This window comes from Paenibacillus sp. OAE614, assembly GCF_040546645.1.
Lineage (GTDB): Bacteria > Bacillota > Bacilli > Paenibacillales > Paenibacillaceae > Paenibacillus_AQ > Paenibacillus_AQ favisporus.
The window spans coordinates 6,388,334-6,403,112 of sequence record NZ_JBEPOD010000001.1; the positions used below are offsets into that span (position 1 = coordinate 6,388,334).

At 54.7% G+C, this 14,779-nt stretch carries 10 protein-coding genes; 7 read left to right on the forward strand and 3 right to left on the reverse strand.

From position 1 onward, the window contains the following. Positions 1–349: 349 nt before the first annotated feature. Complete coding sequence (locus tag ABIE48_RS29380; protein WP_354520200.1) at positions 350–2,107, reverse strand: alpha-amylase family glycosyl hydrolase; 1,758 nt, start codon at positions 2,105–2,107, stop codon at positions 350–352. A 459-nt stretch (positions 2,108–2,566) separates the two neighbouring features. Here ABIE48_RS29380 and ABIE48_RS29385 point away from each other — a divergent pair, with 459 nt between their 5' ends. From ABIE48_RS29385 to ABIE48_RS29405, 5 genes are all read left to right on the forward strand, one after another. Further along, positions 2,567–3,604 carry a LacI family DNA-binding transcriptional regulator gene (locus tag ABIE48_RS29385; protein ID WP_354520202.1) on the forward strand — a complete coding sequence of 346 codons (1,038 nt, stop codon included), beginning with the start codon at positions 2,567–2,569 and terminating at the stop codon, positions 3,602–3,604. Between the two features lie 92 nt (positions 3,605–3,696). Further along, positions 3,697–4,368, forward strand: coding sequence for a beta-phosphoglucomutase (gene pgmB / locus ABIE48_RS29390; protein WP_145027003.1), 672 nt, complete (start codon positions 3,697–3,699; stop codon positions 4,366–4,368). Between the two features lie 141 nt (positions 4,369–4,509). Next, complete coding sequence (locus ABIE48_RS29395; RefSeq protein WP_192716026.1) at positions 4,510–6,843, forward strand: glycoside hydrolase family 65 protein; 2,334 nt, start codon at positions 4,510–4,512, stop codon at positions 6,841–6,843. Positions 6,844–7,097: 254 nt separating this feature from the next. Next, positions 7,098–7,688, forward strand: a complete 591-nt coding sequence (locus ABIE48_RS29400; RefSeq protein ID WP_076172716.1) for a TetR/AcrR family transcriptional regulator — start codon at positions 7,098–7,100, stop codon at positions 7,686–7,688. Positions 7,689–7,940: 252 nt separating this feature from the next. Further along, a complete protein-coding gene (locus ABIE48_RS29405; protein WP_192716027.1) occupies positions 7,941–9,332 on the forward strand; it encodes an MFS transporter in 1,392 nt (463 codons plus the stop codon). A gap of 177 nt (positions 9,333–9,509) precedes the next feature. On the opposite strand, the gene ABIE48_RS29410 is transcribed toward ABIE48_RS29405, so the two are convergent. Together ABIE48_RS29410 and ABIE48_RS29415 are read right to left on the reverse strand one after the other, a co-directional pair. After that, positions 9,510–11,774 (reverse strand): bifunctional 2',3'-cyclic-nucleotide 2'-phosphodiesterase/3'-nucleotidase, encoded by a 2,265-nt coding sequence (locus tag ABIE48_RS29410; RefSeq protein ID WP_192716028.1) that lies wholly within the window; start codon positions 11,772–11,774, stop codon positions 9,510–9,512. A gap of 241 nt (positions 11,775–12,015) precedes the next feature. Continuing rightward, positions 12,016–12,435 (reverse strand): pyridoxamine 5'-phosphate oxidase family protein, encoded by a 420-nt coding sequence (locus tag ABIE48_RS29415; RefSeq protein ID WP_076172713.1) that lies wholly within the window; start codon positions 12,433–12,435, stop codon positions 12,016–12,018. Positions 12,436–12,575: 140 nt separating this feature from the next. On the opposite strand from ABIE48_RS29415, the gene ABIE48_RS29420 reads away from it, so the two are divergent. Both ABIE48_RS29420 and ABIE48_RS29425 read left to right on the forward strand, forming a co-directional pair. Then, positions 12,576–13,883, forward strand: a complete 1,308-nt coding sequence (locus ABIE48_RS29420; RefSeq protein ID WP_354520733.1) for an MFS transporter — start codon at positions 12,576–12,578, stop codon at positions 13,881–13,883. A gap of 150 nt (positions 13,884–14,033) precedes the next feature. Then, positions 14,034–14,774, forward strand: coding sequence for an MBL fold metallo-hydrolase (locus ABIE48_RS29425; RefSeq protein WP_192716030.1), 741 nt, complete (start codon positions 14,034–14,036; stop codon positions 14,772–14,774). Positions 14,775–14,779 lie beyond the last annotated feature (5 nt).

The window sequence follows — 14,779 nt, forward strand, 5'->3', positions numbered from 1 at the left end:
CTGCATATTTGCGCAAACGATTTCATAAACATGTCTAACTTCCCATTTGCAAGCGCCTTTCTCGGCACTGCATGATTGGATGCATGTTATGAAGCCCTTCCCGGACAATGATCGACTACGCAATCACATGGCAAGATCAGCGTGAATCCGCAGTTTTTTCAAGAATCGTCGGTATTTCCTTTTGCGGAAGTTACCAAGTAAGCGCTTTAAACATGCGTTTATCATACACAACGTCTATATTTTTGTAAAAACGTTTGCACAATGTGTTTTAGCCCATTTATAGAATATAAACAGCATTTTTCTTTATAATTCTTTCCATATCGCATTATATCTTTAAATTACATCGATTTCATTCCAGAACCACACTGGAATATGGAGGGAGTCGAAGCAAATTTTGCTCTAAAACCATGGATTTATTGCTGCTTTTGAGTATCTTTTCGATTCCCCTTCCCTGCCCTGCTTCGAGCTGGACTTGCTGCTCCTTGCCTGACAAGTTGTGCAACACTAGCACAGTTTGTTGTGCACTACAGCGCAAAAAGGACACCACGGCCGGATTGCCGGAGTCATAGCTCTGGATGTCGCCATCCCGCAATGCGGGAACGTCCTCTCTCCAACGGATCAGGTCCCGATAGGTGGACAGCAGCGAGTTCGGGTCGGCCGATTCCGACTGGACGCTGATTCCTTTCGCTGCCTCTCCGGCGAGAAGCGGCTGTTCCCACGACGTCTGGCCGGGCTGACGGGACAGATCGCTCCACACCATCGGTTCCCGGATCCGCTCGTCGGGCTTCACGCCGCGCATGCCGATTTCCTCGCCGTAATAAATAAACGGGTTGCCCGGTAGCGTCAGCAGCAGCGCCGCGGCCATCCGCGCATGGTCCGGATTTCCGTCCAGCTGGCTCATTACGCGGTCCTGGTCGTGATTCGACAGAAAAATGGCGTCGGTGAACCGCCCCTGCGATTGTTTTCCGTAGAACTGCTGTGTCCGCTGCAGCGTAAAGGCAAGGTTGTTGTCCTTCTCGTCCTTCACCGCGCTCAGGATGCTCTCCGCCAGGCTGAAATTAAACCCCGAATCAAAGGCCTGATCCAGATACGGCGCGATGGCGGCGGCCGAATTCTCCCATACCTCACCCACGATATAGGCATCCTTGTTCACCGGATTCATGCCGATCCGGAATTCCTGCCACCACGCCGTGTTTTTGGCTGTGGCCGCCTGGCCCCGGTCACTCTGCAGGTTCTCGTAAATGTGTTTGGCGCCGTCCACCCGGAATCCATCCATGCCGAGCTTCAGCCAATACTGCCCGATCCGGACGGCTTCCGTCCGCACCTCGGGATTGTCGTAATTCAGATCCGGCATCCCTTCCCAGAACGTGGCCAGATAGTGGCTTCCGTTCAAGGCATGCCACGGACTGCCGCTGCCGGCCGCACTGACCCCGGTGGGACTGAGCTTCTGGTCCTCCGTCCACACGTACCAGTCCCTATATTTGCTGCCCGGATCCTTCGAAGCGCTGACAAACCAGGGGTGCTGCGTGCTGGTGTGGTTCAACACCAAATCCATGATGACCTTGATCCCGCGCTTGTGCGCCTCGGCGATCAGCTCCTGCAGATCTTCCAGCGTCCCGTAATCGGGATTAATGCCCTCGTAGTCGATAATGTCATACCCATGGTAGCTGGGCGACGGTTGGATCGGCATCAGCCAGATGCCGCCGACACCGAGATCATCCGTCGTATCCGGATTGCCGTCGTTCAGGTAATCCAGCTTCTGTGTCAGCCCCTTCAAATCGCCGATGCCGTCCCCGTTCGAATCATAGAATGAGCGGACAAACACCTCATAGAACACGGTCGATGGCTGCTCGTCGACGGCCGTGGCGGCAGTTCCTCCACTCTTTTCCCCTGCTGTGGTTCCCGTTCCCGGCTGCCCCTGTTGTTCTGCCGTCTGGCTGCCAGCTCCTGCATCGGGCCGGCCTTGAGCCCCGTTGTCATTCGCAGCATGGTTTCCCGCGCTGCTGCATCCCGACAGCAGGGCAACCGCCATGAATACCGCCGTTACGCTTGCTGCCAGCCTTCGCAGTTGTTGTCCTGCCGGCATGCCCCATTTGTTTGTTTTCATGACATCCTCCTTTGCTTGATCCGGCATCCTTTGAGCAGAATACTGCCGATCAGCCCCGTCAATCACCTGGAAAGAAAGCGGATACAATTGCTGGCGAACTGGACTGACACTGGGCAGCTTTCGGACGACACCGGTCTGTAAGGAGAATACGACGGCTTAATTTCTATGAAAAGCTGGATTTATACCCGATTTTTCGCAATATATAGCGATACATACTGTATTATCTTTTATTTTCTTGACTATTCTATCTATATCATGGTTTTTTATAATATCGCCGCCTATTCCTGCTTGTAAAAAGTGCCTCAAGCCAGATCCCACCGGCTTCTTTCGCCGCCACAGGTTGGATATTTACAAGCTTGGGGCTTTCGGCTAAGATAGCAATTGTAAAATAGCCAGCGTCTATGAGACGGCCGTTTCTCATTTACGATAAAGTGCAAACGGTTCCACAGGAGGTAACAAATGTCTGTAACGATTAAAGATGTAGCCAAACGAGCGGGCGTTTCCCCCTCCACCGTCTCCCGAGTGCTGTCGAATAACTCCAGAATCAGCCGTGAAACGTCGCAGAAGGTACGGGATGTCATGGAGGAGCTCGGATACCACCCCAACATGACGGCCAAAAGTCTGGTTTCCAAGACGACGAGCAGCATTTGCGTCATTTTGCCCAAGCCTGCCGAAGAGCTGTTCCTGAATCTGTTCTTCATGGAATTGATCCGCGGTATCGTCACCCAGGCCAACCGCTCGGGATACGATGTGCTGATCAGTTCCGGAGGCAGTGAGAAGGAGGAGATCGAGGCCGTCTCCCGGCTGCTGAACGGCAAGCGTGTTGACGGGGCGATCCTGCTCTATTCGCGCAAAGAGGATCCGGTGGTCGATTTTCTGCAGCAGAACGGCCATCCCTTCGTGCTGATCGGACGCAGCGAGAAGTACCCGGGCATTCTGTCCGTGGACAATGACAACATTCAGGCCGCTTACGATGCGACCAAACATCTGATATCCCTCGGCCACCAGCGGATTGGTTTTGTCAGCGGGCCTCCGAATCACATCGTCTCGCGCGACCGGCTGAAAGGTTACACGAACGCTCTGAAAGAGGCGGGTCTCGAGATGCGCAAGGACTGGATCTTCGAAGGCGAGTTTCTCCAGGAGAGCGGCTACCGGGCGATGTCGTTTTTCATGAATCTGCCGGAGCGTCCCACTGCACTCGTGGTCATGGACGATCTCGTCTCGCTTGGCGTCCTGCGTGGACTTCACGAGCTCGGTTACCGTGTTCCGGACGACCTGTGCATCGTCAGCTTCAACAACATTTCCATCGCCGAACTGTCCACACCGCCCATCAGCAGCATGGATATCGGCATCTATAACTTGGGCTACACCGCAGCCCAGGCGCTGATTCAGTCTATTCAGCACGACGGGGACCGGCAGTTTCAGAAGCGCCACATTATTCCCCACCGGCTGGTGATTCGGGAGTCGTCCATTTTTACGCCGCCTAAATCATCGTAAACGTATCAAAACCATATGGAGCATCCCGGTGCTTCATTTCTTTTCACCTGTTTGTTCAAACGTTTGCACAACTACATAAGGAGGAATGACAAATGACAGCTGCAGCTCCCATTAAAGCTTGCCTGTTCGATCTGGACGGGGTCCTGGTCGACACAGCCAAATACCACTATCTTGCATGGAAACGCCTGGCCGAAGAGCTCGGCTTTGTATTTACGCCGGAGGATAACGAGCGCCTCAAGGGTGTCAGCCGAATGGCGTCGCTAGACATTTTGCTTGAAGTCGGCGGGCTTGAACTGGACGATGCGACCAAATCCGCGCTGGCCGACAAGAAAAACCGCTGGTATGTCGAGTATATTTCGCATATGGATGAACAGGAGATCCTTCCGGGGGCGCTCGCCTTCCTGCGTGAGCTGCGGGAGAACGGAATCCGCATTGCCCTGGGATCGGCCAGCAAAAATGCGATGACCATCCTGAACAACACCGGCCTTGTTCCGTATTTCGACGCGATTATCGACGGAACCAAAACGGCCAGTGCCAAACCCGATCCGGAGGTTTTCCTGCTGGGTGCCCGGGAGCTTGGCGCACAGCCGCAGGAATGCGTCGTGTTCGAGGATGCCGAGGCCGGCATCGAAGCCGCCAAGCGGGCCGGGATGCGCAGCATCGGCATCGGCTCGCCGGAAGTACTGGGCGCGGCGGATGCCGTGGTGCCTTCGCTGCAGGACATGACGACAGTCCGCCTGCTTGAGCTCGTTTCTCACCGCTAGGTTCCCCGAACCAGGCGGCGTTCGTGAAGCAAGGGGGCCTGCAAAGACCAAAATCAGGCCCCCCCTGTCTTCCGCAGCACAATGGTTATACGTCGCATAACAAGGTATTAATAATATTTTTTTCGAAGGAGCCAATTCATTATGAAGCAATATCTAACGTTGGACCCATGGAATATTATCGAGGAGCAGTACGATCCCCAGCAGCAGGAAATATCCGAGAGCGTCTTCAGCATCGGCAACGGATATATGGGCCAGCGCGCCAACTTTGAGGAGGCTTACAGCGGTCCGTCTCTGCAGGGAAGCTACATGGCCGGTGTCTACTATCCCGACAAAACACGGGTGGGCTGGTGGAAAAATGGATACCCCGAGTATTTTGCCAAGGTGCTTAACAGCACCAACTGGATCGGCATCGGCATCTCGGTTGATGGCACCGAGCTTGATCTCGCAGCCTGTCAGGTCAAGGCTTTCAGACGCGTGCTGAACATGAAGGAAGGTACGCTGTCGCGCAGCTTTACTGCCGTCCTGCCGGACGGGAAGGAAATTCGCGTCGAGGCGGTCCGTTTCGTCAGCCTGGCCCGGCATGAGATCGGAGCGATCCGCTATGCGGTGACGCCGCTGAACTTTAGCGGAACGCTGACCGTCACGCCGTACTTGGACGGCGATGTGCAGAACAAAGATTCGAACTATGACGAGAAGTTCTGGGTCGAAGTGCACAAGGAAGTGACCGCGGACAACGCCGCATTAACGGTCCGGACCAAAAAGCTCGATTTTCACGTCACCTCGGTCATGACGTTTGAAATCCATCAGAACGGCGCCAAGCTGGCGCTGGAACCGGAGCAGATCGAGCAGGAGAAGTACGCCGGCTACCGCGTACAGGTGGAAGCCAAGCAGGATGAGGAGACCGTCATCTACAAATACGTAGCGAACGTGACCTCGCGCGACTACGGGTACGCCCAGCTGCTGGACGCCGGACGATCGGCGCTTCAGGAATCTGCTGCTGCCGGTTTCGGGCAGCTCTATGAGGAGCAGGTGCAGGCTTGGGCGGCCAAATGGCGCGAGAGCGACATCGTGATCGAAGGGGACGTGGCGGCGCAGCAGGCGATCCGGTTTAACATTTTTCAGCTGAACCAGACGTACACTGGCGAGGACGACCGGCTGAACATCGGGCCCAAAGGCTTTACCGGGGAAAAATACGGCGGCAGCACATACTGGGACACCGAAGCCTACTGCCTGCCCTTCTATCTGAGCACGGCGGATGCCACGATCGCCCGCAACCTGCTGATCTACCGCTATAAGCACCTCGAGAAGGCGCGCGAAAACGCCCGTAAACTCGGCTTTGCCAAAGGCGCACTCTACCCGATGGTGACGATGAACGGCGAAGAGTGCCATAACGAGTGGGAGATTACGTTTGAGGAAATCCACCGTAACGGAGCGATCGCCTACGCCATTTACAACTACGTCAACTACACCGGCGATGACAGTTACCTCGCCCAATACGGCGTGGAGGTGCTCGTTGAAATTTCCCGCTTCTGGGAAGAACGGGTCAACTACGTCCCAGCCAAGGACCAGTACATGATTCTGGGCGTGACCGGGCCGAACGAATACGAAAACAACGTCAACAACAACTGGTATACCAACCGGATCGCCTGCTGGACGATGGAGTATACGCTGCAGGTGCTGTCCGACCTTCAGGCAAGCGACCCGGCGCACTATGAGGAGCTGGTGGCCAAGCTGGCGTTGGCGCCCGAGGAAACGGCCAAATGGGGCGACATCCTTGCGAAAATGTATTATCCGGTCGATGCGGAGCGCGGCATTTTCCTTCAGCAGGACGGCTTCCTCGACAAGGATCTGACGCCGGTCAAGGACCTGGCCCCGTCGAACCTGCCGTTGAACCAGAACTGGTCCTGGGACCGGATCCTGCGCTCGGCGTACATCAAGCAGGCCGACGTGCTGCAGGGGCTGTTTTTCCTGGGGGACCGATATGACCTCGATACGAAAAAGCGGAACTTCGACTTTTACGAACCGCTGACCGTGCACGAGTCCTCCCTCTCCCCTTGCGTTCACTCGATCATCGCCTGTGAGCTGGGCTACCGGGAGAAGGCGTACGAAATGTACCTGCGCACATCGCGCCTCGATCTGGACAATTACAACAACGACACCGAGGACGGCTGCCACATCACCAGCATGGCCGGCACCTGGATGTCCGTCGTACACGGGTTCGGCGGGCTGCGCGTCAAAGATGAAGTGCTGCACCTGAATCCGTTCAATCCGGGACATTGGAGCGCCTTCTCCTTCAAAGTGATGTTCCGCGGCGCGCGTCTCCAAGTGACGGTCGGCGAGCAGGATGTGACCGTGACCAATGAGACCGAAACTCCGGTCAGCATCAGCGTTTACGGGCGCAGCTATCAGCTCGGCGGGCTGGGTCATGTCCAGGCAGGCATCAGCAATCCGAGCAGCAGCGCGATTGAAGGCTGATATTGGGCAGCGCAGCGTAGGTGACATTAAGCAGTACAGCGTAACTGACATGGAACAGTGCAGATGTAATCTAAATTGAGAATACTGTCTTGGACTAACATCAACTCCACTGCCGAAAAGCGGCCTGGCTTTATGAAGCCGGGCTGCTTTTCCCTATGCATAGAGCGGGCGTTTTGCCCTTGACAAGAACAAACCCGAAGACTATGATGACAGTAAGTACTGACAGTCAGAACATGGAAAGTGGGCAGAGTCACATGAACGAGAACAACCAGTTATGCACCCAGGATAAGCTGATGCAGGCGGCAATCGATCTCATTTCCGCCAAAGGCTATGACGGGGTGTCCACACGTGAAATCGCAGCTGAAGCCGGGCTGAGCGAGAAGACGCTCTTCCGTCATTTCGGCAGCAAACAGAACCTGCTGGAGAAGGCGTATGACCGCTATTTGTACGCAGCCGAGATGCAGAAAATCTTCAAGGAAAATCTCACGGGAAATTTACACGAAGACCTGCTTATGATTAGCCGGACCTATCATAAAATTATGAACCGTAACCGGAAGCTGGTTATGATCAGCATGCAGGTCGGAGATCATTTGCCAGGCTTTAGGAATAACACCCAGAACCACCCCCGACAGCTTCATGAAATTTTGACGAATTACTTCAAGCACATGTCCGATCAAGGCAAGCTGTTCACGAAGGATCCGTCACTGACGGCGGTTTCCTTTATGTGGATGAATCTCGGAGCATTCCTCAATACGACCCATGTTGTCCAAACGTTTACGGATATCGAGATAGACGCCTTTATTGAGGAAAGCGTCCGGTTGTTCACCCGGGCGTTAACGCCTTAGCTTTTATCGCAAGAGTACCCCAGCGTGGCGTTGAACCTGCTGCTCGACCGCCAATAAGTGCATCTATTTCTTCAAATCGGACCTATACCTTGGAAATTAGTGCCCATTTGCAGTCAATAAAAGGCTTTGAGCTTAAAAAAAGCGCATATTGCAGCGCTTTTCCGCACTATATGTCAGTAAGTGCTGACAGACATTTTGTCCGCCGCCGAATGGCTCCTCAGCTAATCACTTATCCGAAAGAAGGGAATAACGATGAAATCTACGGCCGAGTCCGTCAATCAAGGCAACAAACTGATCCAGATTCTTATGTTCACGCTGGTTATTTCAGTCATGAACGTTTCCATGTTCAATATCGCGCTGCCCGGCATCCGGGCTGAATTTCACCTGAGCGCCGCCCAGGTCAGCTGGGTGTCCTCCGCCTACATGCTCGTCTATGCGGTCGGCTCAGTGACCTACGGAAAGTTGGCGGACAAATACGCCCTGAAAAAACTGATCACTATCGGGCTGATCGTGTTCGTGCTCGGTTCCGTCTTCGGGCTCGCCGCCGGCGCCTACTGGATGATCGTCATCGGCCGGGTATTTCAGGCGGCCGGATCGTCGGTGATCCCGGCGGCCGCCATGATCATCCCCGTCCGCTATTTCTCGCCGGAGACCCGGGGCCGCGCCCTCGGCAAGTCGGCGATCGGCCTCGCCGTCGGCAATACGCTGGCCCCCGTGGTCTCCGGGCTCATTATGGGCTACGCCGGATGGCGCTGGCTCTTCTGCTTCTCGGTCCTCGTCCTGCTCACCCTGCCCTTTTACCGGAAATACCTTGACGATGCCAAGGAAAGCAGTGGGCGCATGGACGTTCTGGGCGGCGGACTGCTCGCCGCCGCGACCGGTCTGATCCTATTCGCCTTGACCGGTGGAGGATGGATTCCGGCAGCCGCCGGAGTGCTGCTGCTTATCCTGTTCGTCATCCGTATCCGCAAAGCAGTCGATCCGTTCGTGCAACCCCGGCTGTTCCGGAATCTAAACTATACCTTTGGCATCGGCATTGCCTTTGTCATTTCCTGTATCGCTTTCTCGATCCCGTTCCTGATCCCGCAGCTGCTGGCAGGGTCCAATCATTTGGACGCCAGTGTCATCGGCTTGATCATGATTCCGGGTGCCGCGGCTTCCGCGCTGCTCGGCTTCGCGGGAGGAAAGTTCGCCGACCTGAAGGGCAACCTCTTCGTCGTCTGCATCGCAGCCCTTCTTCAAATGATCGGCTTCTTTCTCCTCTCCGCCTTTGCCGGCATCAATGCCTGGATCATCGCCATCGTGCTGATCTTCAGCAATGTCGGCCAGACCTTCATGCAGGTCGCGCTCTCGAACACCGTCTCCCGCACACTGGCCAAGGAAGAGACCGGCGTCGGGATGGGACTGCTCAGCATGCTGAACTTCATCGGCGCAGCGGTTGCCACGTCCGTGTACAGCAGCATTCTCGACACCGGCTCCTCTGCCCATTGGAACCCGCTGAACACGTATCCGGGCAGCTATCTGTACAGCAGCATTTTCCTGGTGCTGGCCGTCATGATGATCATCGTCGCTGTCGTCTACCTGCTCCGCTTTGGACGCAGCGCGGCACCGCAGCAGAACACCCGCGCCGGTGTCGGCTCATAATTCGTCCCGCTCATGCACTTGGCTCCGCCGCAAACCCCCTTGCCGATTCCGGAACCTTGCGGGATTCGCTGGACATTCATAAATTTTCTATTGAACAAAAAAAGGACGAAAAGCAGAAACTTCTCTGCTCTTTCGTCCTTTCGCGGTAAATCCCGAATCGTGCCTATGGAATGAAGCTTACGGAATCATAATTTGCTGTCCGACCTTCAATCCATGCACGTTCGTAATGCCGTTGACATGGGCGATGGTCTTCCAGTCCACACCGAACTTGATGCCGATGCGGTACAGATTGTCGCCCTTCTTGATGACATATACTTTGCCGGAAGGCTTCGTTTCCGGTGCCGGAGCCGGTTTGGACGGCGTGGACGGTTTCGAAGGCTGCGCCGGAGTCGATGGCTCGGACGGCTTCGAAGGCTTCTCCGGTGTGGTAGCCGGAGGCGTCACTGGTGCCGTACCTGCCGTGCTGACCGACAAATCGAGTCCGTACTTGGCAAAGCCGTCCTCGGCCGCGCCGATGTATTTCATGTTTTTGCTGCTGGCCGCAAGGTCCTTCGCATCCGGAGAAGAGGTAAAGGTCACGTTCAGCTTGGCATCCACCGGCGCAAAGGTCCAGTTGCCGTCAGCGGACGGGTTGATGGTTCCGTTGTCGCGGATGTAGTCGATGATGACCTGACGGTTTTCGTCCGGAGCGGCCATGATGATCCGCTTGCCGTCCGGGTTGGCGAGCTTCGAAGACGAAGCGCGGTAGTTGTTGGTCGCTACGACAAACTTCTGCTTCAGGTCGATCGGCTTGCCGTCGAACTGCAAATTCTTGATACGGTTTGCCGAAGGATTCACTACCGTGCCCTTTGCATCGTATTTGTTCGGCTGGGTCACATCGATTTGATACGTTACGCCGTCGATGACATCGTAATTGTATGTCGGGAAGTCCATGTTCACGAGCGGCTGCTCGGTCGTCTTGGAAGGATCGATCTGGTTGAACTGGCCTGCGGACCACTCCAGCCATTCCTTCACCTCGGCTCCCGTAACGACAACGGCATGCACGGTGTTCGGGTACACATAGAGGTCGGAGACGTTCTTGATCGCGATCGTTCCGGCCGGAATGTTCGTATAATATGATGCGCCGTTACGTCCGCCTGCCTTGAAAGGAGCCCCTGCCGACAGCACCGGAAGGTTTTCGTATTCGGTCCCCTTCAGGTTTTTCTCGACGTACCATTTCTGGGAATTGGTGACGATTTGAATGGACGGATCGTCCTGTACGAGTGCAAAATAGCTGTTGATCGGCGCACTGGTTTTGCCTACCGGTCCGCGTACATAATCGATTGTTGCATCATGCTCCGTTTTAACAGCGTTCACGATTTCTTGATCGGCGTCAACGAGCGCCTTTTTGTTTGCCGTATCGTAGATCGGGCGCGCTTCGGTTTTCGAGTCAACTACTTTCCACTTGCCGTCTACGTTCTCCAGGTTCAGGTCGATGATGCCGAGGTGATCGCCCCAGAATCCAGGTTCAACCGCAGGAACGCCGTTAATCGTGCCTTTCTCCAGGTCGACGCCGGTTTTGCCTTTAAATTCTGCGCTCGGGAACGTTTTATGGGCATGTCCGAACAGGATGGCGTCAATACCTTCCACCTTGCTCAGATACAGAACGGTATTCTCCATCAGAGGCGTCTCCGGAATATCCTCAAAGCCGGAGTGAGGAATGGCGACGATGACGTCGGCTCCTTCCTTCTTCATCTGCGGAATGAACTTTTTGGCGGTCTCAACCATGTCCTTCACGATGACTTTGCCTTCCAGGTTGGCTTTATCCCATTGGGAAATTTGCGGAGGAACGAATGCGATCACACCGACCTTGATCGTCTGCTCCTTACCGTTCTCGTCCGTAACCTTTTTGTCCAAAATCGTATAAGGGGTAAAATAGTTCACGTCGTTGCTGTCATCCTTGTCCCCGTCGTCCTTGTAGACGTTGGCGTTGACAATCGGGAAGTTGGCTCCTTCTTCCGACAGTTTAAGGAAGTCCAGGCCATAGTTGAATTCATGGTTGCCGACACCGCCAGCATCGTAATCCATCAGGTCCATCGCTTTGTAAACCGGGTGCACTTCGCCCTCTTTAAGCGGTTTCACTTTGGCCACGTAGTCGCCAAGCGGATTCCCTTGGATCAAGTCCCCGTTATCGAACAGCAGGCTGTTCTTCGCTTCGTTTCTGGCTGCCTTAATCAGGCTGGCCGTCTTGGCAAACCCGTATTCGTCAGTGGGCTTGTCCGCATAGTAGTCATAGTTGACCATGTTCACGTGCAAATCGGATGTTTCCATGATCCGCAGCTTCACCTTGGATCCGTTGCTGCTGCTGTCCGCAAATACCGGCACCATTGGAACGGCGAGCACGTTGATCGCAACGGCTGCGGCGGTGATGCCTTTGAGGACTTTTTTACGGGACTTCGACATGTTACCCCTCCTAATAGATGTACATCGAGTACGGTGGGCAGAACAAATTTAACCCCTTTATTTAACTAACCATTGTTAAATTAAGTTCTGTCTACAAGAGTAGTTTATATCGATATAACCTATGAAATAAAGACAAATACATCCAATTCCCAAAAAATAATGCCCGAGAACAAGGTCTCGAGCATCAGGGCGTATCACGGATCTATGAAAATGGTTCCAATTGCTTATGGACACAGTAAATCTATTCGATCCATTCGTGCTTTTCCCCGTCTTTTCCCGTATATTCTACACGGACAGGCGTAATTTCAAGCAGGACGTAATCCGGATCATCGGGACCGGTAAATCGCTTCTTGAATTCTTCCTTCCAGATCTGCTTACGCAGGGAATCTTCTGCCGTTACTTTGCAGGTTCCTTCAATCTCCACAACCTCCCGCGATCCCCCGATTTCATAGCCCAGCAGCAGGGAAACGTGAGGGTTTTCCTCCAGTTCCTCGACTTTATGTGTCTTGCGGTCGGTGACCAGATGGATGCTGAGGCCCTGATTATATAAAGCCATATACCGCTGCTTCGGCCGGTTACCTTCCACCGTGGCAAATGAGCAAAACTGATTGTGATCCAGTATTTTGGCCAGATTTTGTTCCAGAATGATTTTTGCTTCCATCTCTAGATGATCCGCTCCTTTCAGCTTCATGTTGTCCATGGGCCGCGGCGCGGCCCGTACCCATAGTGTACCCTGACCGGTATAGGATGAACCTTGGAACACGTCAACTTTTATCCAAGAATAGGCATGACGTGCCCTGAATACCTTGTTATGATGGAGATACCGGCCGTCATCCGGCTTGTCCGCACCAAGAATTTAATACTGTAAAGGAGTTCCTCATGAAACGACTCATTTGGATAGGATGTCTATCCTATTTTCTGATCGGCCTGGCTCATGTCGTGCTGGGATCGGTCCTTCCCGTGCTGCTGGAGCATTATCACCGCGAATACAGCGAAGGCGGGACGCTGATCTTTACCCAGTTCGCCGGTTTTCTGGCCGGTGTGCTCGTATCCCCGTGGCTGAACCGCCGTTTTGGTAAAAGGGGCGGGCTGCTGATCGCCATCGGCCTGCTTACGGCCGCCGAGCTGGTCTATACCCTGCTGCCGCCTTGGGAATGGCTGTACGCCATTGCCGTGTGCGCAGGCTTTGGTTTCGGCATGATTGAAGCGGTGATCGGGACCATTATTATTGCGGCGATTACTGATAAAACCGCTGTGGCGATGAGCCGCCTGGAGGTCTTTTTCGGGGTCGGGGCCATGGTCATGCCGCTAATCGCAAGCGGATTCATTACGGAAGGATGGTGGAGGTTTTCGTTCCTCGTGATTTCGCTGATCGCCCTCGTCACGCTGCTGTTCTGGTCGAAGGCCTCCTTCGGTGAAATCGATGCCGTGCTGAGCGCCAAAGGATCTGCCGCTTCCGTATCCGGTCAAGAGCAATCCGCGGCCAAACGCTTCCCTTATCAAGGCGGAGCCTTCGGCATTCTCGTCCTCTTTATCGTATTCTTCTTTCTGTACGTCGGAACCGAGATGAGCCTGGCCAACTTTATGCCCGCCATCCTGATTGAGAAAATGGGCATGAAGGAAGCCGCCGCGGCGCTCTGCGTCACCTGCTTCTGGATCGCGATGTCCGTCGGCCGGATCTTTGCCGGCGTCGTCGCCGAAAAGATTCATTACCGGGTCTACGTGCTGTTCAGCTGCCTCATCACCCTGGTGCTGCTGATCGTGTTCCCGCTGATGGGCCAGGTATGGTCGGCTTTCGCGATCATCCTGCTGCTCGGGCTGTTCATGTCGGGGATCTTTTCGATTGCGCTCGTATTTGCGAGCAAGCTGCTGCAGGGCAGCGAAGAATCGACACCCAGCATTTTGATCGCCTCCGGCGGCGTCGGCGGAGCCATCCTGCCGCTTATCATGGGCTGGAGCCTGGACCATCTGGAAGTGAACCAGTCGGCTTGGATGCTCGCGGTGTTCACCGCCGGCATGGTCGTGCTCAGCTTTGCGGCCTTCCAGCTGCAGCGGCGGAAGCTTGTTCACCAGAGCGGACTGCAAGGGTCGTCAGGTGCAGGAAAATAAGCCATTCAAATTAAAAGCGGGCCAGCCGGTCCGCTTTTTTTATTTTCGTATAACCTTTAAAAATATATTTACAGGTTATAAAAATGCGGTTATACTCCAATTATAACTTGTAATACAAATTTTAGAGGTTATACAAAGGAGATGGATGACATGGAACTTCAAAAGCTTCCCTGGGCAGGCATTCGAGTGACGGCAGGAGCCACATCGGTGGTCATTGACCCGCTTTATCATTTTCCGGAAAGATACGGCCAGTCTCACGAACCGCTCTTCCCGCTTAACGAATACGGCCCGGCAGATGCGGTGCTGATCACCCATGAGCATACGGATCACTTTGATCCCCAGGCCATCATCGATGCCTACGGGGCTGACATTCCCGTGTACCTCCCGCAGGAGAGCGTCCTCCTTGCCGAAAATAGCGGCCTCAACCGCGTAATCGGTGCTTCCGTCGGCGATGCCTTCCAAATCGGTGCGCTGAGCGCAGCCGCCACGTACTCCGTCGACGGGGTCGGAGACGTGCAGATCGCCTGGGCGCTGAGCGACGGCGAGCACCGCCTGCTCCACTGCGGAGATACGCTGTGGCACGGCTACTGGTGGAAGATTGCCGCGGCCCACGGCCCATTCGATGCGGTATGCCTGCCGGTGAACGGTGCCGTTCTGGAACGTCCTGATCGTCAGCCGCCCAGCGGCATGCCGATTACGCTGCTTCCGGAACAAGCGGCGGCGGCCGCACGCGTTCTCGGGACCAAACGGCTGGTGCCGATCCACCATACCGCCATCCACCATCCGCCTGTATACCTGCAGACTCCCGATTGGCAAAATCGCCTGCGGGCTGCAGTTGGTGATACAATGGACATAGCATTCCTGAACACAAAGGAAACGATTACTCTATAAAGGAT

Bases quoted from the DNA above. Each gene is read 5' to 3' on its own strand.
- ABIE48_RS29380 (WP_354520200.1), bottom strand. From the start codon at position 2,107: ATGAAAACAAACAAATGGGGCATGCCGGCAGGACAACAACTGCGAAGG.
- ABIE48_RS29385 (WP_354520202.1), top strand. From the start codon at position 2,567: ATGTCTGTAACGATTAAAGATGTAGCCAAACGAGCGGGCGTTTCCCCC.
- pgmB (WP_145027003.1), top strand. From the start codon at position 3,697: ATGACAGCTGCAGCTCCCATTAAAGCTTGCCTGTTCGATCTGGACGGG.
- ABIE48_RS29395 (WP_192716026.1), top strand. From the start codon at position 4,510: ATGAAGCAATATCTAACGTTGGACCCATGGAATATTATCGAGGAGCAG.
- ABIE48_RS29400 (WP_076172716.1), top strand. From the start codon at position 7,098: ATGAACGAGAACAACCAGTTATGCACCCAGGATAAGCTGATGCAGGCG.
- ABIE48_RS29405 (WP_192716027.1), top strand. From the start codon at position 7,941: ATGAAATCTACGGCCGAGTCCGTCAATCAAGGCAACAAACTGATCCAG.
- ABIE48_RS29410 (WP_192716028.1), bottom strand. From the start codon at position 11,774: ATGTCGAAGTCCCGTAAAAAAGTCCTCAAAGGCATCACCGCCGCAGCC.
- ABIE48_RS29415 (WP_076172713.1), bottom strand. From the start codon at position 12,435: ATGGAAGCAAAAATCATTCTGGAACAAAATCTGGCCAAAATACTGGAT.
- ABIE48_RS29425 (WP_192716030.1), top strand. From the start codon at position 14,034: ATGGAACTTCAAAAGCTTCCCTGGGCAGGCATTCGAGTGACGGCAGGA.